At 40.4% G+C, this 22,905-nt stretch carries 12 protein-coding genes; 10 read left to right on the forward strand and 2 right to left on the reverse strand.

The window, feature by feature from the left end; all coding sequences use genetic code 11:
* Positions 1–251: 251 nt before the first annotated feature.
* Together CEF18_RS20585 and CEF18_RS20590 are read right to left on the reverse strand one after the other, a co-directional pair.
* Positions 252–1,244 (reverse strand): C40 family peptidase, encoded by a 993-nt coding sequence (locus tag CEF18_RS20585; protein ID WP_110938374.1) that lies wholly within the window; start codon positions 1,242–1,244, stop codon positions 252–254.
* A 405-nt stretch (positions 1,245–1,649) separates the two neighbouring features.
* On the reverse strand, positions 1,650–5,345 hold the full coding sequence (locus tag CEF18_RS20590; protein WP_110938375.1) for an N-acetylmuramoyl-L-alanine amidase: 3,696 nt from the start codon (positions 5,343–5,345) through the stop codon (positions 1,650–1,652).
* Between the two features lie 530 nt (positions 5,346–5,875).
* Here CEF18_RS20590 and CEF18_RS20595 point away from each other — a divergent pair.
* The 10 genes from CEF18_RS20595 (at position 5,876) to CEF18_RS20635 (ending at position 22,691) form a co-directional block, all read left to right on the forward strand.
* A complete protein-coding gene (locus CEF18_RS20595) occupies positions 5,876–6,652 on the forward strand; it encodes an ABC transporter permease (protein WP_110938832.1) in 777 nt (258 codons plus the stop codon).
* Between the two features lie 15 nt (positions 6,653–6,667).
* Complete coding sequence (locus CEF18_RS20600) at positions 6,668–8,206, forward strand: ABC transporter ATP-binding protein (RefSeq protein ID WP_223292415.1); 1,539 nt, start codon at positions 6,668–6,670, stop codon at positions 8,204–8,206.
* A gap of 18 nt (positions 8,207–8,224) precedes the next feature.
* Entirely contained in the window at positions 8,225–10,759 is a 2,535-nt protein-coding gene (locus CEF18_RS20605) for a glycosyltransferase (RefSeq protein ID WP_110938376.1), read from the forward strand.
* A gap of 268 nt (positions 10,760–11,027) precedes the next feature.
* Entirely contained in the window at positions 11,028–15,257 is a 4,230-nt protein-coding gene (locus tag CEF18_RS20610) for an N-acetylglucosaminidase (RefSeq protein ID WP_110938377.1), read from the forward strand.
* Between the two features lie 192 nt (positions 15,258–15,449).
* A complete protein-coding gene (locus CEF18_RS20615; RefSeq protein ID WP_110938378.1) occupies positions 15,450–16,391 on the forward strand; it encodes an SGNH hydrolase domain-containing protein in 942 nt (313 codons plus the stop codon).
* Positions 16,392–16,553: 162 nt separating this feature from the next.
* On the forward strand, positions 16,554–17,834 hold the full coding sequence (locus tag CEF18_RS20620) for a nucleotide sugar dehydrogenase (protein WP_110938379.1): 1,281 nt from the start codon (positions 16,554–16,556) through the stop codon (positions 17,832–17,834).
* Positions 17,835–18,056: 222 nt separating this feature from the next.
* Positions 18,057–19,055: a class I SAM-dependent methyltransferase gene (locus CEF18_RS20625; RefSeq protein ID WP_110938380.1), complete on the forward strand. Its 999-nt coding sequence runs from the start codon at positions 18,057–18,059 to the stop codon at positions 19,053–19,055.
* A 45-nt stretch (positions 19,056–19,100) separates the two neighbouring features.
* Positions 19,101–21,221 carry a glycosyltransferase family 2 protein gene (locus CEF18_RS20630; protein WP_110938381.1) on the forward strand — a complete coding sequence of 707 codons (2,121 nt, stop codon included), beginning with the start codon at positions 19,101–19,103 and terminating at the stop codon, positions 21,219–21,221.
* Positions 21,222–21,256: 35 nt separating this feature from the next.
* A complete protein-coding gene (locus CEF18_RS26130; protein WP_183040958.1) occupies positions 21,257–21,403 on the forward strand; it encodes a hypothetical protein in 147 nt (48 codons plus the stop codon).
* Positions 21,404–21,656: 253 nt separating this feature from the next.
* The gene (locus CEF18_RS20635) at positions 21,657–22,691 is read left to right on the forward strand and encodes an LCP family glycopolymer transferase (RefSeq protein ID WP_223292416.1); all 1,035 of its coding nucleotides are present in this window, start codon (positions 21,657–21,659) and stop codon (positions 22,689–22,691) included.
* Positions 22,692–22,905 lie beyond the last annotated feature (214 nt).

The following is a 22,905-nucleotide window of genomic DNA, read 5'->3' on the forward strand; positions in this document are numbered from 1 at the left end:
AAATACGGAGTCGGTAGCCAGTAAAGCGATAGCTGAAGGCCCCAACAGGGTTTTATCCCGATGAGGCCGAGGCAGTTGTTTGGAAAGCGACCTCCTTGAAGCGAATTCAAGATAGAGCACCTTCTCTCAAAACATAAAAAAGAACCTGCCATTTGGACGATGGCAGGTTCTTTTTAAATAGATGTTTAACTTCATATATTAGGGGGGATAGTAGTGTAATGATTAAAGTTAATTGATAGATAAATTAGAAATTATAGACGACCTGCACCCATGTAAGCCTTGCTCCAGTAAGGGTTGCTCATGTTAGAAATAGTTACTCCAGTAGAAGAACCTGAATGAATGAACTGATTATTACCTAAGTAGATACCAGCGTGAGATGGGCCAGTTCTTGTTTCAAAGAATACGATATCTCCACGTTGTGGGCTAGAAACTTTTGTAGCTGCACTGTAAATAGAAGCTACTGTTCTAGGCATACTTTGACCATTTTGATGGAAAGCATAATTCAAGAAGCCACTGCAATCAAATCCGGATGGAGTTGTTCCGCCCCATACATAGGAAGCGCCAATTTGTCCGCGAGCTGTTGAGATGATAGATTCTACAGTAGAAGAACTTGCAGAAGATGCGCTGTTACTAACTGATCCAGTAGATCCTGAACTAGCAGTTGATCCGCCTGATGAGCTAGAAGCTGAACTTCCAGATCCGCCATTTAAAGCTTTGTATGTTTGTGGTCCGGCAATACCATCTACGCCAATTCCTGCACTACGTTGGAAGCTGCGAACAGCACTTGCTGTGTTAGGTCCAAATACGCCATCTGCCGTTCCTGCATTAGCACCATTGTTGTTTAAAGCATTTTGTAACGTACGAACAGCAGATCCACGGCTTCCTTGACGAAGCGTTTGTGAAAAGTTAATTGAAGATGAACTTGCTGAAACTTTACTAGAAGAAGAACTGCTTCCGCCAGAAACACCTAACGCACTAAATGTATTGGGTCCGGCAATTCCATCAACGCTAAGTCCTTTACTCTTTTGAAAAGCACGTACAGATTTGTTTGTTACAGGACCGAAATAACCTGTGGAATTACTAGAGTTAAAATGCCCTGTGTCCCGCAGTGCATCTTGTAACTCTTCTACGTCTCCGTGACGAATTCCCTCACGTAATGTTTGATCTCCTAATGCTGCACCTGAAACTGTTGGTAAAACCAACAATGAACCTGCCAATATAACACTCATTACTACTTTTTTCATTTTAAATACTCTCCCCTTATGTATTAATTAATTAATTGTCGTTTGTTGTTTACAAGACTCAGAATATAATAGATTTTCAAGTGAAACAATAGATTTTCACACATTGTAACAAGCCATAATCAATTTGTAATAGTTGTAATGAAAAAGTAATATAAAACAAATCCAATGACCTATGTTCAAGCGCTAATTTATATGAAATAAGAGTCTTTGTTACTTGTTATAAATTGCAGATTTAGATGCTGTATCTAGAGGTTTTACGGGGTTATTTATCTTCTATAAACAATTTAATAGATATTCATTTAACTGGACTTATGACCTAGTCATGATACCAGTCATAAAACTTGTGTGTAAGAGATAACAAAAAACTCCATGCAATGGTTATCGCATGGAGTCGGATAAGAGATGTTAGTTAAAGTAGTTCACAAGACCATTAAGAATTCCTTCGGCAGAACGCTGTCGATAAGAACTTTGCCGTAATTTAGCGGCATCACCTGTATGATCCATGAAACCAACCTCTAGTAAAGCACTTGGGATTTTTGTTTCACGAATGACGTGGAAGTTTCCTTCTGCGACCCTTCGATAGTTAGTCCCCAGTTTTGCAATGGTTGCATCTTGTAAAGCATGAGCCAGTTTTTTACTCAGAGCTGCTTCAAATCTAGTGTGATAAAATGTTTCCGTTCCATTTGCTGTGCCGTTATAGGCATTCGCATGGATACTAACAAATACATCGGCACCAGAAGCATTAGCAATAGCTGATCGTTCTCGTAGCTCATAAAATACGTCTGTTGACCTTACCATAATAACCGTGGCACCGGCTTCTTCGAGTAGTTTCTGCGCTCGAAGCGTAATATCAAGAATGAGTTCTTTTTCTTCCATTCCTCCAGCTTGTGCACCAGGATCAGGTCCGCCATGGCCTGCATCAAGAACAATCGTACGTCCACTTAGAGGACCGCTGTTTGGAACAGTGGCAATAGAAACGAGATCTACATAATTCCCGGATACATAAGCTGTTTTACCATTAAAATTGATTTGGAACCAGCCGCTGGAATGTTGTGATACAACATTTACTAGTGCGCCATCTGGTAAAGTTCCTAGTATGCTATAGCTTCCTGATGGTCCGGTTCTAACGTTCAATGTAGAGTTAACATTGATTGTACCTATTTGAATCCGATCAGGAAGAGCTTGTTTTTTAGATGCATAGTCTAATTGAATGCTAGCTTGCTTTTCAATAAAGGCATCGATACCAGGTGTGCTCATAATCGTTTCATAACGAGCTTGAGCGACAGAGAATCTGCCCTCATTATGCTGGGTTGTCGCCCATGTTAACAAGTTTTGCGCAGCGGCATTGACACCACCTATAAACCGTTGATCATTCGGATAAAGCAAATATCCATTCGTAAACTTTTCAAGTATTCCAGAAAGAGTTGTTTCTTTTTTAGCTTGATTGTATAAGCTGTCTGCAGAAGGAACTTTTTCGCCATTTTCGGCGGATGCTAATCGAAACTCTGTCTCATTAATTATCGCGTAATTAACGAGTGGAGCTGCTAAAATTGTTTTATAGCGGTCAATCGCAGTCTCAAAGTTACCGTCTGCTTGCTGTCTTGAAGCCCAGTTCAAAAGCGATTGTGCGCCTGAGTTGATCCCTTCGTGGAAACGTTTATCAGTCGGATAAAGTGTATAACCCTCGATAAAGCCACTTAATTGGTGGGATGCACTGGATTGAGATGATGCATCTGTGTATATTTTATTGGCTGACGGCAACGTAAGTCCTTTGTCAGCATACGATTTCTTGATTTCAGTTTCTGTTACGAGATCACTATCAAGAACGGGGAGACCTAAAATCGTTTCATAACGATCTAGCGCCGTATCATACCGTCCATTTTGGTGCTGAGAGCTAGCCCAGTTTAAGAGATTTCTCGTAGCATTTTTCAGTCCCTTTGCCATCTCTGAATCCCCATCATAGAGCAGATAGCCTTCTAGGTAAGCAGTTAGGATGCCGGAAGCAGTTGTTTGCTCTTGCGCATACTTTGTATAACTTGCTAGAGTTGGGATTCGTTGATTACTATCGGCAAAATTTTGCTGAATCTTTGTTAGATCTTGAATTGACTTAGGAACTCCGTTAGTTTCCAGTAATACTTTGTAACGACTTTTTGCTGCGTTGTAATCGCCTTGTTGATGATACCTCTTCGCTAAGTCGAGAAGAGTTTGTGAGCTAGAAGCAAGTCCTGTTTTAAAGCGAGAGTCATTTGGATAAAATGCATATCCCTCTTGGTACGCCTCAAACAATCCCGTTGCCGTTCTAATATTTTGTGCTGCCTCGTAAATCACATCGGCGGGACGTTTTCCTTGTTCCGCATTTGCTAGTTTTGTTTTCGTCTCACTTTCCACTGCAGATGAAAGTGTTGGTGCAGCTAAAATCGCTTCATAACGATCGATCGCTGTCTCGTAATCTGCTAGGTTATGTTTCCCTATGGCCCATGTTAATAACGAAGCTGCACTTTGATGAACACCATCACGGAAGCGAGTGTCATTCGGATAAAAAGTGTATCCATCGCTGAATAACGCTAGCTTATGAGAAGCGCGATATTCTTTCACCGCAGACTGGTAGATGGCATCGGCGGATCTTTTCCCAGCTTCAGCAGCAGCCATTAGTGACGTTGCATTTTCCGTAATATCGGAAGAAACAGATGGCGTGTCGATAATCATTTGATATCGGCTCTTGGCCGTATCAAACTTTCCTTGGTCGTGTTGGCTTTCCGCCCACGACAATAAGTTTTTTGCAGCAGTATTTAATCCCTTCTGAAAACGGGAATCTGTTGGGTACCAAGTTAGCGCGGAATGAAAATGGGTAAACAACGCAGAAGCTTTTGTTTGTTTGTTAGCTTCATCCAATAATGTGTTTGCACTTGGAATGGATTTTTTGTCGTTGGCATACGCCAAGTGTTTCTTCGTTGTTTCATTTAGTAATGGCGAAATGCCGGACGTTGCTAGAATTGTTTCATAACGGTCTTTCGCTGTTGCAAAGTCTCCAGCTTGGTGTTTTCCTCGTGCCCAGCTTAAAAGAGATTGAGCACTGGATTCAACGCCAGTAATGAACCGACTGTCTTTCGGATAAGCATTCAGACCTTCTGTATACAATTGCAGCTTTCCGGATGCCGTGCGTTCATTGGTTGCTTCCGTATAAATCACATCTGCCGAACGTTGCTGGATTGTGACAGAATTGTTCGTCACTTCAGGAGAACTTGGTTCTTTTTCAAGTGCCTCTAAACGTTCCTGGATGCTTTGCTCTAAACCTTCAGGTAAAGTTGGAGTGTTTAAAATCGTTTCATACCTGTCCATAGCTGTTTCCACATTGCCTTTTTCTTCTTGGGTAACTGCCCAATTGAACAAGTTCTGTGCACTATAGTGAACACCTTCCGTGAAACGTTCGTCTTCAGAAAAGACGTTATAGCCTTCCGTAAAAGCAGCTAATTTTGCGGAAGCTGTTCTTGCTGCATTAGCCGTCTCATACATCTCATCCGCGATTGGATAAGCTTGTTCTTCCTCTGCGAACTCTTTTTTCCAGGAAGCTTCTTCTATCAGGTCTTCCGGTACTTCCTTAGAAGCCAAGATTGCCTCATAGTAAGTTATTGCTTCGGGAAAATCGGACTCCAGGTGCTTCTCGGAAGCTAGTTCCATAGAAGCTACTAGCGTATTATAGAAGTCTGTGAGAAAGGTTTCTTCCTCTTGCCATTCGTCATAACTCTCGTTAAACAAGGTTAAACGATCCACATAGGATTCTTCGCTCTCCACCACGGATAGCCATTCTTCATAAGTTGGTTCGGTCGTTTCCTCTTCCACCACTGGAATCTCACTATTTGATTCCGCATTTTCTTCTTCGACTACGATAGTTTCATCAGCTTCATTGTCTGAAGCCTCCTCCAAATTAGTTGAAGACTCGACTGTGGTTTCTTCTTGATTTTCCTCGGAGATATCATCAGAAGATTCATTACTTTCAACTTCAATCTCCTTAATCTCATCATTAGAGTCATTTGCAAAAACAAATGAGGGAGTTAAAGTGATAAGGAAAGAAAGAAAGACCAGTGTTAATAGTTGTTTCATTTAATATCCCCTATCTATTTAATTGAAAGTATTCATGTAAAAGCTGAAAAGGCCTCCTTTCGATTTTCTTAATGATTAATGATATAATCATTAAAGTAGTTATGGGACGCTAAAAAAAGAGTTTCTCATTACCTAACCTAGTTAAAGTTAGTGAGAGTTCAGGATAATAAACATCAAATGCTAGTGGGTATAGAGTGTATTCTTAATAAAATGTCTATTTCGTTGTTTAACAGGAAATATTCACCTTATTGCGACCATTATAATATGTAAAACTATAAAAAAAAATGGGTACTTTATATTTTAATTGTTTAAATTTGTCGTTTTATAGTAGGATATTACGCTTATTACATACATAAATCGATGTTTTTAAAAGAGAGATAACTCAAAGAATCCAATGGATAATCGTGAAGGAATCATTCAAAAGACCCTATCCTTCATAATAATATTGACGTATATTAATATCGGTAATAAAACCTAGGAATAAGCGCAATAATAGAATTTATATGAAACAGGCGGTGTCAGTTTTCGTGATGAAAAATTATTTGCAAGAGATGATGAAAAGAAAAGATTTGTTAATTTATTTAGTGAAATCCGGATTGAAAGCAGAAAACCGAAATAGTTACCTTGGCTATTTCTGGTGGTTGTTAGACCCTTTATTGAATGTTCTTGTTTATTATTTTCTAGTCGTTGTCATTTTAGAGCGTGGCGGAGAAAATTATGCCGTTTATTTAGTCATCGGGTTAGTTTCATGGAGATGGATGACGGCAACGATCAACACGTCTTCCAAATCGATACTTAAATATTCATCGATTATAAACCAAGTGTATTTGCCAAAATCAATATTCCCGCTGGCAGTGTCATCCACGCAATTATTTAATTTCTCTTTCGGTTTAGTTGTCATTGGAGGATTCCTAGCTGTCTTTGGAGTAATACCGGGGTGGCAAATTGTGTTCTTGCCAATCATTATCCTTATCCAGTTGCTTTTATTGTTAGCGATTGGACTATTTATTTCATATGTAACGGTGTTTATTAGAGACATTGATAATATTCTACCGCATATCATGCGTTTATTTTTCTATGCTTCCCCTATTATATGGGAAGGAAGCCGACTTCCGGAACGGTATGACTGGGTAGTTGCCATTAATCCAGTCGCAATTATCATAAACTCCTACCGTGATGTCTTGATGTATCAGTCACTTCCGGATTTCACCAGCTTACTTGTTATCGGTGTATCATCCATTGTAGCGATTGTTGGAATGATTTTTTATTACAGTAAAAATGAGTACAAAATTATAAAGGCTTTATAAAATGAGGGTAACGTGATGAAAAATGTGAGAGAAGAAATGACAGTAGCATCAAATGAAGCAAGAGAAGTAATTGTTGAGTCCGGTAACATGGGCGTCTCCTTCAAGACTGGACTAAAAAAAGATGATTACAAATCAAAAGTGATCAATCTTCTGACAAAAAAGGAAAAGAAAAAGAAGAGCAAAACAATATGGCCATTGAAGGATATCAGTTTCCAAGGCTATAAAGGGGAAGTTCTCGGGATCATCGGGTCAAATGGTTCCGGAAAAACAACACTTTGTAAAGTAATCTCAGGAATTCTGCAACCGGATAAAGGGGAAATGTTTGTAGATGGGAAAGTATCTGCACTTTTTTCCTATGGGATGGGGTTCAGTAAAGAACTGACTGGCCGGGAAAACGTTTATTTAAATGGAATGATGCTCGGACTGGAAAAAGAAAAAATTAATCAATTTATCGAGGAGATCCATGAGTTTTCAGGACTTGGGTTATTTATGGACCAGCCGATGAAATATTATTCAAGCGGGATGAAAGCGAGACTAGGATTTAGTGTCGCTTCTTATTTAGAGCCGGAAATCCTCATTCTTGATGAAGCCTTAAACACGGGTGATAAAGAATTTAGTGATAAAGCAGCGGTTAAGATACAAGAACTCGTAAAAAAAGCGAAGATGGTCATTATTGTGACGCACAGCTTAGGATTTGCGGAGAAAAACTGTGATCGCTTAATCTGGTTGGAAAAGGGTGCTGTAAGAGAAACCGGTGTCCCTAAAGAAGTGATTCAGCATTACAAAGATTCACAGCCGGTCCGACCGAAAAAACCAAAGAAAAGCTTAGACTTGAAAAAGACGGAAACGACCATCAAAGACAATTCTGTCGTAAAGGCCGAGAATGTCAGTGTCTCGTACCGGTTGAATAAAGAGAAGTTCTGGGCCTTGAAAAACGTTAGCTTTGATATAAAAGAAGGCGAAATTGTCGGGATTATCGGCCACAATGGCGCTGGGAAAAGCACGTTATGCAGGGTTCTGACGAAAATATTGGATCCTGAAGAAGGAAAGGTTCACCTTCAAGGGGAAACCTCCGCCTTGTTAGGATATGGAACAGGATTTAATGCCCAGTTAAGTGGAATGGATAACATCTATTTAAACGGAATGTTACTCGGAATGCCTTTACAAAAAGTGAAAGCAAACGTAGAAGAAATTAAAAGTTTCTCCGAATTAGGGAAGAAAATTCATCAACCTGTGAAAGAATACTCCAGTGGCATGCAAGCAAGATTAGGTTTCAGCATCGCAGCTACGTTACAACCGGATATCTTTATTATCGACGAAGCACTATCGACAGGAGATATGGCATTTAGGCAAAAGGCGACGGAGAAGATTCAAGAGATGATTGAAAGCGCAAAAGCAGTCATCGTCGTCACACACAGTATGAAATTCGTGGAAACAGTCTGTTCCAGAGCGATATGGTTTGAAAAGGGTGAGGTTGTTTTTGACGGGGATCCTCAAGAAGCGGTTAAAAGATATGAGGAACGAGTCAATAAAAAGTCAAACAGTAAAAAATAGGATCGAAGGTGTGTATGAATGAAAAAGATACTGGCTCTACTTTCTAAAATGATTCATTGGATCTTGTACAAACGATTAAATACAAAACAAAAAAAGTACGTGGCTAACATGCTTACTGAACAGCAAAAAGAAGGGATAAAGCGACTTTTCAGAAAAGCAGCTATCCCTAATAAAGACGGGATGTATATGGGGCGGATCGACCGGGCGAAATACAAGCTGAGAAACCTCGGATTTGAAGCAAAAGCAGTCGAAGATTTAGAGAGTGTCCTGGAAGAAGTAGACTCTCCCTATTTTAAAAGATTGGCCGCTTGGGAGCTTGCTTTATGGTATGCGAACAAGCAAACCGTCGAAGGCGCAGAAAAGAGTTTAACCTATATTCCCCTGGCATTAGATGGAGAGAAAGATAAAGAACACCTAAGACAAATTTCCATTGTTACAGCGGAATGCTTGGATCGAATGAATCATAAAGGAAAAGCACTAGATGCACTGAACCGTGTCTTATATAAAGAACAGCACCCGGATCTTTATCTTGCCTTATCGAATATAGAGAGCAAGGAAGAAAATAAGCTGGAAAAAATAAACAAGATGTTCACTTCGTTTGGATTAAGGAATGTAGCCCTGGAAAAATCCGAGACGAAAACTGCCTATGACCGGTTGATTACAGTACCCGACACAGTTGCTTTTAAAGAAGAGAAAGAGAATCCGAAAGTCACGGTCATTATGCCGGTTTATCATGCTGAAGAATTGATCCATACGGCGATCCAATCGATACTCTCTCAAACTTGGAAAAACCTAGAAGTGATTGTCGTCGATGATTGTAGCAGTGACAATACTTTTTCAGTCGCACAGTCCTACGAACAAAAAGATAGTCGAGTGAAAGTAATCAAAACAGACGTTAATGGCGGAGCATACATTGCACGCAATCATGCATTAAAGCTTGCCACTGGAGAATTTGTGACAATTAATGATGCGGACGATTGGTCCCATGCCGAGAAGATTGAAAAGCAAGTGAAACATTTGATTGCTCATCCGGCTAAAATCGGGAACACGTCTCAGCAAGCAAGAGCGACGGAAGAATTGGACTTTTTCAGAAGAGGCAAACCAGGACTTTATATATTCAGTAATATGTCTTCCTTTATGTTCCGAAGAGAGCCGGTTATCGAAAAGATTGGCTATTGGGATTGTGTAAGGTTTGGAGGAGATTCCGAGTTTATTAAGCGTATTAAACTTGAATTCGGCGAAAAGAAAGTGGTCGAACTAGCCACAGGTCCATTATGCTTCCAACGCCAAACGGAGACATCCCTTACCGGTAGTTCATCCTTTGGCTTTCCAGGTTATTTTATGGGGGCGCGAAAAGAATATTTAGAAGCACAAAAATATCATCATGCCTTGGCAAACACACTGTATTACCCGTTTCCACAAGTAGAGCGTCCATTTGTGGCACCATTACCGATGCTGCCAAACCGGGAAAAAGGTGTTGTTCGACAGTTTGACGTCATTATCATGTCTGATTTCCGGCTGGATGGAGGCTCCACGTTATCCAGTATCGAAGAAATAAAGGCGCATCATAAAAACGGATGGAAGACAGGGATCGTACAGTTAAATACGTACGATTATCCACCGAAAAAGAAAATCAATCCTAAAGTACGCGAGCTAATCAATGAAGAAAAAATAGAACTGATTGTCTATGGAGAAGAAGCATCCTGCGATCTTTTGATCCTCAGGTACCCTCCAATTTTTCAAGAAAGACAATTGTATTTTCCAACCATACATGCCGAAGAAGTGCGGTTAATCGTCAACCAAACACCATTTAACGAGTATAGTGCTCATGGCGTAAAACGATTTGATCTTAATGTCGTCGATCAAAGAATCCAAGAGTATTTCGGGCAAAAAGCGATATGGCACCCAATTGGGCCTTTGGTCAGGAAAGCTTTGCTTGGCCATCACGCTGAGCATATCCAGAGCATATCGCTCTCCGATATGGATTGGGGGAACATCATTGATTTAGATGATTGGGATACCGGACGCTCAAAAAAACCGACACCCTCTGAACCGTATACAATCGGAAGACATGCCAGAGATAATTATGTGAAATGGCCGGAATCAAAAGAGGTATTGCTAGCAGCGTATCCCTCTGATGATCGATTCAAGATTAAAATCCTTGGCGGTGCAAAGACACCGAAAAGAGTTTTAGGGAAACTGCCGAGTAATTGGGAAGTATCGAAATTCGACGAGATCTCTCCGAAAGATTTTTTGAAGGATGTTGATTTCTTTGTTTACTATACGCATTCTGACTGGATCGAATCTTTCGGAAGAGTGATCATAGAGGCGCTTGCAGCGGGAGTTCCTGTTATCATCTCTCCAGAATATAAAGCGCTATTTAAAGAAGCTGCTTTATATGCAGAACCGGAAGAGGTACAGACTCAGATTAACTACCTATTAGAAAACGATAATTACGAACGGCAAGTAGCGAGAGCAATTGCATTCATTCAGGATCAATTCAGCTACGACATGCATATAAGAAGAATGAAAAAGGTAACAGAAGTGAAATAGTAAATTGTTTTTGAAAAAGGCCATGAAAAAGTCGAAATGACTTTTTCATGGCCTTTTTGTGTTCGATAAACGTGATCCAAACGAGGTGCATGATGCACTAAATCCTCCAGAGATGTAAGTGGAATTCAACGTTTTATTTGATAAAAAAACAAGCATTTTTTATCAATTGATGTAAATTCATGAAATATAACTATAGCAATAAGTCTATAAAACTATTACTATAAAATGGTGACAATTGTTAATAATTTCCGGGGAGAGTTGGTGTTGAATGGTAAGAAAAAAAATAGGGTCATTTTTAAGTGTTGTTTTGGTGGTGAGTTTACTCGTCCATCCTTCTTATGCAAATGCAAATACGCTAAATAATGCAGATGAGGATACTAGGGAACAACCCGTAGAAGAAACTGAAATAGAAGAAACAGAAGAAGTTGGACAAGAGACGAATCAAGAGACTACAGAGGAATCTTCTAATAGTAATGAGGAGGCTTCAACGAATGAAGCTGATGATACAGATACACAAGAAGAAGAGGAGTCCGAAAGCGAGATTCCTGAGTCTGAAGTGGTAGAAGAAACTATGGAACCGACCTATGAAGAGTGGTTGGCTGTGGTAGAAAACGAAGAATCCTATCTGGATCGTTTAACTTTATTTAATGAAAGTTATGACGAATGGGATGAGGAAGAGACTTTTCTCACAGACTATCACAATACGCTAGCAGCTTCTTTGGAACTAGCTTCTGAGAAGCATCTAGAGTCTGATTTTTCCGAAGCATTGACGTACTATGAGGCGATATTAGCTTCAAAGGATGTACCGGAAGATCTTACAGAGGAAGCGACTTGGAAAAAAGGCTTCGCAGAGGAAGAGCAAGCTTATCCGATTGCCGATGAGATGTATGAGGCGGCTAATGCGGCGACAACAGCTTCCGCAATATTAGCTGCCTTTATCGAAGGGTATGACGTCTTTCCTGAAGACGAACGTTTCACGGAAGGTGTTCACGATAGTGCGGAGAACTTGTTCAATTGGGCAGTCTCCCAAGAAGAAAAAGGCAATGTGGAAACAGCTATAGACAGGTATGAAACAATTTTAGGTGCTCCGACGTTACCAGAAGGATTAGAGCAAAAAATCCAAGAGCGTCTAGAGGCATTGGAAAACGAAGCAAGTGAAGAGTCAAAGACCGAGTCAAGCCCAGAGGCAGATACTGAGCCAGAAGCCGAGGTGGAAGAAGACTCAGTCACCGATGCAAACACCGAAAATGAAACAGAAGAAGAGACAAATGTAACGGCTAATTCTGTTACCATCCAGCAACGTTCGGCTGATGTGATTTATAAGGAAGCAACAAATGAACGTACGGCATCTGGAAAGCTGCAATTGTATACAGAGGGGTTAAATGCTTATCCGAATGATAGCCGGTTTATTACTGGAGTAGAATCGAGTGCCCAAACCCTGTTAAGCTGGGCACGAGGAAAGCATCAAGCTGGTGATTATGCCACAGCAATCGATCGTTATGAGACGATTCTAGCGTCACCTGGTATTTCTTCTTTGACTAAAGAAGCAACTACGAAACACTTGGCTAGGGCGAAAGAAAAAAAGGCGGTTCCAATTGCCAATGAATTGTGGAATGGAGCGAACAAACAAACTCAAGCATCCGCGTTATTTACCCATTTTCATTCTGCGTTAACATGGTATCCGGAACAATCCCGTTTCCAAGATGGCTTAAACACTTCTGCGAGAAACTTGTTATCTTGGGCGAAAAGCCAACATGAAGATGGCAGGTTTGATACAGCAAAGATCCGGTATCAAATGATCATCGATACGCCATCGGTAGCTGCGGAAATAAGAGAGAACGCGAAGAGCTTGATGGCTGATGCAGAAGCTGGGAAAAGATCGGCGGATGCGATTTACAAATCAGCGAAAGAGGAATATCGCGCTTCTCATAAGCTAGCGTTATTCAGCGATGGCTATCGTTTTTATCCGAATGACACTCGTTTCCGTGATGGTGTACATCAAAGTGCAGCTTCGCTATTAACATGGGCGATAGGGAAACATAACCTAGCAGATTACGAGACAGCGATTGATCGTTATGAAGCGATTCTAGCTGCTCCAACACTTTCATCTGCAGTGGAAAGTGAGACGAAAACAAAGTTAGCGGATGCGAAACAAGGAAAACGTCCCGCTGATGTGATATACAAGGCAGCACAAAATATTAGAACGGCAACTGGATTGTTTGAGGCATACCAAGAGGGATATGCATTTTATCCGAATGATTCCCGTTTTAAAACAGGGCTTGCTTCTAGCTCGCAAACGCTTCTCGACTTAGCTGTAAGGTATCATCAGCAAGGGAGACACAGTGATGCAAAAAGCCGTTATCAAGTGTTGCAGGACACGAACGGAGTTCCTGCATCGATTAAGGAACTAGCGAGAATTCAGCAAGGCTTTGCAGACAGGAATGTAAAAATTCCTACGCTGGAAGGATATTTAAAGTATGCTCAGGAACAAACAACGGCTTCCGGCCTCTTAACGGCTTATACAGATGGTTACACACTCTATAATGGCGATCCTCGTTTGGAAGAGGGCATGATCGAAGCCGCTCGAAACCTTTTGAGATGGGCCACAGCTCAACACCAAAATGGACGATATGATACAGCATTAGATCGTTATAATACGATTTTGAGTCTGCCATTCCTTAACACAGAACTGGAACTAGAAACGAAGCTGAAGAAATCCTATGCTGAGGCAAATCAATCGTTTATTACAGCTGACCAGTTGTATAATGAAGCAAAGGATCATTACAGTGCTTCTCATCAATTGAGTACGTATATTGAAGGATATCTGCTCTATCCTGGAGATCTACGCTTTACTGAAGGCATCAATATAAGTGCGCAATCACTTCTGGACTATGCTAGCAGGAAGCAGGAAGCAGGAGATTTTGACACTGCGGTTGATCGGTATAAAACAATTATTGCCGCACCGGCTGTGAGTGGTGATATCGTGAAGGAAGCAGAAGAGAAATTGAAGTACGCGGAAAAAGGACAAACAATTCCAACCGCAAACTTTTTATATCAAGAAGCACAAGCAAATAACACGGTGACAGGCAAATTCACGTTATTTGTGAAAGCTTATTCCTTTTATCCTGAAGATCCGCGGTTTAAAGAAGGAATAAACATCAGTGGTTTAGATCTGTTTAGATACGCGAATAACCAACATAACAATAAGAACTTTGCTGGAGCTATTCAACGTTACGAGTTGATTATTTCCTCACCAGGTGTGCCGGATCATCTCTTGAAAAGCGCGCAAAGAAATCTAGCGTTTGCAAAAGATGGAGTAGTACCTGAAAAAGAAATTATCTCGTATACCGATGTTAGTTCAAGCCTTTCACAAGCGATTACGATTCAAAAAAGTTTAAATCCGCCGCCGCAAACAGATAAATATTCAGGCAATGCGGCATATATTCACAGCTCATTCATTTCTAAAATATATGATCGTGGAATGTCGATAGGAAGTACGACAAATCTTCGCAGATCTGCTACCTTAACAGGTACGATCTATAAAGCGGTCAAATTTGGTACTACTTTTGAAATACTTGGAACTGTAAACGGAGATACGACAAATGGCAGTAATAGATGGTATAAGATTTTGTTTGAAGGACAAACAGTTTATATCCATTCATCTCTGGCTAGTTCTGCCAGGATAGGGGTTCTTTCCGACAAGGCAAATGTCTATGAAACTACGAATCCTTCCAGTCATGTGTTTTCGACCAGATCTAAAGGTGTCGAAGTAGCTATTAATAGAAACGTAACCGGCAATACATGGAACAATAGTAATAATTGGTATGAAGTTAAATTAAGTCAGTGGAATAACGCCAAGGAAAGTGAGTTTATTAGCTATCTTGATCCTATGAAGAATGATATGTATCAGCACTTAGTATTATCTTCAAGTCCAGGAGTAACAGCCAGCCAGTTAAACACAATTTTAGAAGGCAAAGGAATCCTTAGTGGGAAAGGTCAGGCATTTATTAATGGTGGTTTGACACATTCCGTCAATGAAGTTTACTTGATTTCTCACGCCCTTTTAGAAACGGGTCATGGTACGTCAGCTTTAGCAACTGGGATTGAAGTCGGGACAAATAGCTCGGGTAACCCGCAACTTGTGACTTCTTCAAATCGAAGCAGCTTAACAAACATTAAAACAACGTATAACATGTTTGGTATTGGGGCAGTAGACTCGGATCCTGACAGATTAGGGGCATATCGTGCCTATCGTCAAGAATGGTTTACACCAGAAGCAAGCATCGTTGGAGGCGCAAAGTTCATTGGGGAAGATTACATTCACAATGCGAACAACCAAAACACCCTTTACAAAATGAGATGGAACCCTATCAAACCAGGTACGAAGCAGTATGCGACGGACATGGGATGGGCCGTAAAGCAAGTAGTTAGAATCAAAAGCATCTATGATCAACTAGACGATCCAGTATTACATTTTGACATTCCTAAGTATAAATAAGACTAAAAAAGCAAGAGCTGCCGAAACGCAGCTCTTGCTTTTTTTTAGGCAAACAAAGGGACGGTTCTCTGCTTCTTTACACAACGCTCATTGTAAGTTATGATAACATTTGTATTTTGTCTATATATTACATAATATTGTCATTTTAATAGAAGCAGAACCGTCCCTGCGATAATAAAAGGAGTCCTATTCGTGGTAAAACCGATAAAGAAATTAAATAAATCTACAATTTTTGTAAGTTTGCTGGTTCTTGCATTGGTAGTTGCCGGCGGTTGGTTCTATGTTAATAGTCAAAACGAGCAAGAGCAGCAAACCGAAGTTTCTATTGAAAACAAGGATTATCCTGGTGCGGCAGCTCTTCATGAAGACATCGAGTTTCCTGATGATGTCCCTGTTTTGCCTGAACCATTGGAGGCAAAAGAAGATTTACCGATCGTATATGGGAACGGTTGTCACCAAAACCAAACAGATTCAGATGTGATCGCCTGTGAATATGGGGTGACAGATGATCCAGACTACACCGTTGCGCTGGTAGGTAGCTCCCATGCTGCACATTGGTTGGATGCCTTGGAAAGAGTTGCCGAACATGAAAGTATCAAAATTATAAGCTATACAAAAAGCGCCTGTCTGTTCACATCTTTAGACGATGAGCTCACGGAATCTTGTTTAGCCTGGAGCGATAATATGGTAGAGCATTTATCCACGAATAAACCAGACATCGTGATTACAACTGCTGATGTTAAAAAAGAAGAAAATGTTCCAGAAGGATTTCTTGAAAGATGGGATAAGTTAAACGAAGAAGGTATCCCGGTTTTTGCAATAAGAGACAATCCTTGGATGGGCATGGACGTTGCAGAATGTGTCGCGGAAAACAAGGACGATCTAAGTAAGTGTGCCGTCGAACGTGACGAGGTACTTCTAAAAGAAAGTGCGTGGAGCAGATTAGAGAATCCGCCTGAAAATGTTTATTATGCGGATTTCAGCAATTATATTTGTGGGGATGAGTTATGTGAACCAGTGATAGGCAATGTCCTCGTCTATAGAGATGCTCACCATCTTACGGCGACTTATTCTCGAACATTAGCACCATATGTTCGGGAGGAGTTAATGAAAGCTCTGGCTAAAGTAGAATAGGGGGACGGTTCTCTGCTTCCTTTCGTGGCATGGTGAGAATGAAGCACAGAACCGTCCCTATGCTTCACTAACTGAAAATAATGTAAAGTTTTATATATTGATTGCGAAAATTAAAGTATAATGTAAAATAGTGAAAATACTTGAAACTTAGAGGTGAAGGTTATGAATAGAAAAATAGGATTAGTTGGACTAGGATATGTAGGACTGCCTGTAGCAGTAGCTTTTGGTCAAAATCATCATATTGTAGGTTTTGATATTAATGAACACCGCATTCAGACATTAAAAGATGGAATCGACTATACAAATGAAGTAGAACTGGCAGAGCTGGAAGCAGCCGATATCCATTTTACGGCAAGCCCTGAGGCACTTTCTGATTGCGACTTTATTATTGTAGCGGTACCGACACCAATTAACGAAAATAAACAACCTGATTTAACGCCATTGATTAAATCATCAGAAACAGTCGGAAAACAGTTGAAGAAAGGTACGATCGTTGTCTATGAATCAACCGTGTACCCCGGCGCAACAGAAGAAGTTTGTTTACCGATTCTTGAAAAAGAATCAGGATTAACAGCGGGGAAAGACTTTTTCCTCGGATATTCACCAGAACGGATTAATCCAGGTGATAAAGAAAACACATTCAAGACGATTACAAAAGTAGTATCCGGCCAAACTCCGGAAGTGTTGGATATTGTTGCAAGTGTCTATGAGAGTGTCGTAGAAGCCGGAGTTTACAAAGCGAGCTCGCTAAAGGTTGCGGAAGCGGCGAAGGTCATCGAGAACACCCAGCGCGATCTAAACATTGCGTTAATGAACGAATTGTCGTTAATCTTTGATAAATTGGGTATAGATACAAATGAAGTACTGAAGGCCGCGGGTACAAAGTGGAACTTTCTTCCGTTTGCACCTGGGTTAGTCGGAGGACATTGTATCGGAGTTGATCCTTATTACTTAACGTATAAAGCCGAAAGCATCGGCTATCATCCGGAAATGATTCTGGCTGGCCGACGTATTAACGATGGCATGGGAAAACATATCGCGACATCGTTAATCAAAAAAATAATTCGCAAAAACTCTCCCGTCATGGGATCTGTTGTCACGGTACTTGGCCTAACATTCAAAGAAAATGTACCGGATTTACGTAATTCCAGGGTAATTGATATTATCAAGGAACTAAAGGAATACGGGATTGAAGTTCAGGTAAGTGACGTCCATGCGGAGAAGAAAGAAGCAAAAGCCGAATATGGGGTTGATTTACAAGAAATAGCAGAACTAAAGCCTGCTGATGCGGTTGTATTAGCCGTACCGCACAGAGAGTATATTAGCGATGGATGGGGAATGATCTCCCACCTCTTAAAGGATCAAAAAGGGATCGCCATTGATGTAAAAGGGAAACTCGATAAGGACACATGTCCAGAAAACATCGATTTATGGAGATTATAAACTAAAGCTGTTAACGGAGGATGCCGTCACCAAATTTTTGGAGACGGCTATCTTTGTTCCCTTAACGAACTTCATGCGTCTTTCTAGCCAACCCGTGATTCGACTTTTTTTTTGGAAGGGCTTATGATATGATAATCGCAGAAATTCATATTTAAAATTGCCATACATATGCGTCAAGGACACTATAAAACCGATCAATGACTTGAAAGGAGAGGAACAGGAATGACTTTGAATCTTGAAATAGATAGTAAATACTGGAATAGAAGATCAGATATGATGTATTACAAATATATCAATTTTCTTGTACGTGCATTAGCATTTGACGCCAATAGTCTTATCGATGTGGGATCTGCAAATACGCAATACATAGAGGAGTTTGACTGGATTCCGAATAAGTTTGCCTTAGATATTAAAAATCCCTATCATTCCCCTCGGGTCAAAGCAATCGAAACCGATTTTTTAGAATACCTTCCAGAAGAAAAATTTGATTTTGTGACGTGCTTACAAGTATTAGAGCATATACCTAATGTAGAGGCCTTTGCAAAAAAACTTTTGACCCTTTCCGATCATGTGTTAATTTCCGTTCCATATATGTGGCCGGAGGATGCGACAGACGAGCATGTTCATGACCCGATCGATCTTGAAAAACTAACAGGCTGGATCGGAAAAGAACCGACATATTCTATTATTGTCTCGGAGCCTTTAAGAATCCCAAGTAAAGGTATCAGTAAAAGACTCATCTGTTATTATCAGGCCGAGGACAATCTGGACTACAAAGTGGCCTTGAAAAACGCCAATCGTTTGACTGAAAGTAAATTGGAGAATTTGATAAAAGATGATTTAGAAAATCTTCATCATAAAATCGAAAAAAGTAGCCAGCAAATCGAAAAAAGTCATCAACAAAATTTAGACTTGGAACAATCCATCAAAAGCTTAGTAGAAGAACAAAAGGAAGATAACCGCAAATTAAAAATGGAACTAAGCGCCTCGTTTGCGCAAGAACGTCTGGACAATAAAGTACAGAATAATATTCACTATAGTAATCGATCGATGAAACTCGAACACGAAATCAAACAATATGATGAAAAGATCCGCAAAGCAAGAGTGGATCAGCGCTATTTCTTGAAAAGAGCGGAAGGAATAAGAAACAGCCGAGCATGGCGAGTGACTTACCCGATCAGAAAGCTGGGAGACTTATTTAAAAAGAAGAAACATACGTGAATGGACTAGAGAGATAATTATTGGTACTTAAGGGAGGAAAAACGTGTGAATGGTAATTCATCAAATCCGCTTCAAGAGCAAGACACAGCTGAAAACCAAACATCAGATGTTTTATTGAGAAACTATGAAGAGATCGAAGAACAAATTAAAATGGCGGAAGAAAAAGAAGTCAATTATACAAAAGAAATCAATCATTTAGAGCTTGAGTTAATCAAGGTGAAAGAACAATACAAGACCGAGCACCGGTTACGCAAAAAATACAAGCATAATTACGATCAAATCAGAACGAGTCGCTCATGGAAAATAAGTTCCCCGGTAAGAAAACTACTGGACATCCTTAAAAACAAAGAGAAAGAAACAGGCAAAAATGAAGGAAACCAAAATAAGCAACAAGACAACGCAAGTGATTCCACTGTTTCTGAAATGCCTGCCGGGAATGCAGTTACGGCAAAGGACTTAGAAAAGAAATTATTTGGCGGTTTTTCTCAATACGCTTTGCCTGAACTGGTGGAATTAAAAGAATCCCCACGTGCGTCGTTGTTTCAACGCACAAAAGCGGCAAGTATTCTTGCGAAGTGGTATAACGATAAAAATGAAAACGAAAAAGCATTAAAAGAGCTGGAATTCATGAATGAATTAAAACCGATGAAAAGGCCGAATATTAACCGGATTATCCCGGAATTAAAAGTATTGAAAAAATTAGGTGCGACAAAGGAAGCAAGAAAACTTCTATGGGAAACGATCGATATTGTCGGACTTGATGCGGAGTTATGCCTAGCCATGGCTCACATTACTGACGATCCAGCGGAGCGGTTAACTTGGTATAATTTACTTTATAATAAATCCGGCTACTCTCCAATTGAACTTGTCGATCCTTCTAAACCTTTATCGATTGAGAATATTGACGCGCCTTCTCCAAGTGTGAAAGAAGGACTGGAGGATTATAAAGTATCGGTCATCATTCCGGCTTTTAAAGCAGCCGATATGATTCATATTGCGTTAGACAGTCTGCTTAAACAAACGATTAAAAATCTGGAAATTATTGTGGTTGATGATTTCAGTCCGGATAATACTGCGGAAGTGGTTGCAAAGTATGCCGAACAGGACAGTCGGATTAAATTAATTAAAAAAGAGGTCAACCAGGGTGCTTACATGGCTAGAAATACGGCACTCCAGCATGTCACCGGAGACTATATTACGATCCATGACAGTGATGACTGGTCTCACCCGCAAAAGATCGAAGTACAGTTAAAAGAAATCGTGCATACACCTAATTGTAAAGGGTCTTTATCTTATTTAATCAGAGCACTGGAAGATACATCGCCCGTCAATGCAGGATCCCTTTTAAGTGAAAAATATATCATGTTGAACTCATCTTCTTTATTACTTCATAAAAGTGTCTTTGAAAAACTCGGTGCCTGGGACAGTGTTCGGGTAGCAGGGGATACAGAGTTTCTTTGGAGGATTGAACAAGTCTTTGGTGCAGACAGCATTGTCAGAGTCGAACCGAAAGTTCCGTTTTCATTAGCACTATCGAATGAAACATCGTTAACTGGAATGACTACGACTCATGTACGAACGATTATGTACGGCTTAAGAAGAACCTACAGAGAGTCGTTTAAGTGGTGGCACGCTACGAATGCTGAATCACATGATGACCTGTATATGGATCCTAGTAAAACCAACAGATTTTTCCCTTGTCCAATTCCTAATGTGATTAATAAACCAGCGTCACGGTTCTATGATGCGATCATTATCGGTGATTTCGCTTCGGAACAAGGACAGCAATTAGCGGAAAACATGATGGAACGGGCAGCATCCAAGTATGAAAAAGTAGCGATCTTTCATTGGCCAAATTATACAAGTGACCCGGCTGCAGCGATTTCTGACAACGTATATGAAACAGTGAGGAAGTATCAGATTGACTTACTCGTGACAAACGAAGAAGTGGAAGCGGCGGAAGTGTTTGTGATCTCTCCTGAAGTTTTAGATTATGCGTTAGACAGTGCACCGGTAATTACGTCTTCGACGACGTATATTGTTAACCGGGAAGTCGAGGGAAATGAGCAGAGTAAGAAATTAAAAGAAGAAAACTTGGATAAAACGATGGGGCTTCAAGCGGAACAACTTAGCGTTGGAGAAGCGGAAGCGAAGTTCAATAAATAGTGGTAAGAGAATAAGCCGTCTGAAGGAGCTTTCTTATGGATAACTTCTTTGGATGGTTTTTTAGTGAGAAAAATAAAGACGATGACAAAGGGATGATCGTATCCGCTCTAAGGCGGACGCTTTCCGCAGGAAATACTTCAGTTTCCTGGGGAAGTGCGGTCACTCTGTTACTCGTCGAATAAAGACCGTTTTTTGCTAATCCTGTAGGAGTCACGCCATTTGCTTCTCAAGTTGTTTCTATAAAAACGTTACCATTTATTTTTTTCGCGAATTTTAGTATTTTATCTTTCAAATGTTTGCAACTTGCAGTACTATTTATAAGTAAGGTTAAAATGTTGTAAATAGGTTATGAGGTTAGTATAGTTTTTTACGAAAAGAGTGTCGAAAAAGTAAACATATTTTTCGTGCACATTTCCCAAAAAGGAGTCTTGTATCGTGCAATCACGAATAGAGCATAAACAAAATAAAAAACGAAGAAAATTACGTCCTTTCGCAAAGGTATTAATCTTTACAGTGTTAGCTATGTTTTTAGCGGGAGGAAGTGTCGTCGCTTATTTTACCCATCAAATCGCAAACGTTACGAACAACTCTCAGCAGGAGTTAGAACGAGGGGATCATTCCGCTTTTCGAGAGGTCGTAGCAGATCCAAGTGATGACCCGGTGTCTGTCTTGTTTCTCGGTTTGGATACCCGCGATGGAGACTTAAGCGGACGAACGGATGCTATGATTCTAGTAACCTTTAATCCTGATCTAGGAACGATCAAGATGGTGAATATTCCAAGAGATTCTAAAGTGCCGATTATCGGCAGGAATGAAGAAGATAAGATCAATCACGCGCATGCCTTTGGCGGTGTGGATATGACGATTGATACGGTCGAGAACCTTCTTAATATCCCGGTTGATTACCACGTGTCGTTAAACTTTGATGCATTTATGGAGATTATTGATGAGTTGGGTGGAATTCAAGTGGATTCCCCGATGGCATTTACGGAAACAGACAACGCTACCTATGGAACGTTAATGATTGAAGAAGGCGAACAGGTATTAAACGGCGAAGAAGCACTTGCCTATGCCAGGATGCGCAAACAAGATCCAGCAGGGGATTTAGGACGGGGCGAACGTCAAAAAGAAATTATTGAGTCCGTGATTCGAGAAATGGCAACGTTAAGTTCACTGACGAATTTTAACTCGTTGATGGGTACCGTGGAGAGAAACCTTTCTACAAACGTAAATTTCAGTAATATTGTGTCGATGCATTCGTATGCGAATGAATTAGACAACATTGAATCATTACACTTTGAAGGAACAGACCTTACGGAAAACGGTATTTGGTATTATCAAATCAATGATGCCTCGTTATTAGAAATATCGGAGGAACTGCAGGAACACCTAGGAATGGAAGATAAAACGTATGTAAGTGAAGACAGCGATGCAGATGATGAAACGGAAGAGACTTCGATTCATCCTTAAATAGAGAAAAAGGAGTCTCACCAATGTGGTGGGACTCCTTTTGCAGCTACCTTCACACCGCACGTATCAAGGGAAACCCACCCTCCTTTCGAGTAGCGCCTACACGCACTACGTAGGTGCTACTCGGGGCGGTGGAAGCTGACGCTGCATTTAATAAAAGACGGCTATGCCGTTTTTCTTAACAAATAAAATGACAGCTATCTTTACGCCACAA

This window comes from Salipaludibacillus neizhouensis, from assembly GCF_002886185.1.
GTDB classification, from domain to species: domain Bacteria; phylum Bacillota; class Bacilli; order Bacillales; family Salisediminibacteriaceae; genus Salipaludibacillus; species Salipaludibacillus neizhouensis.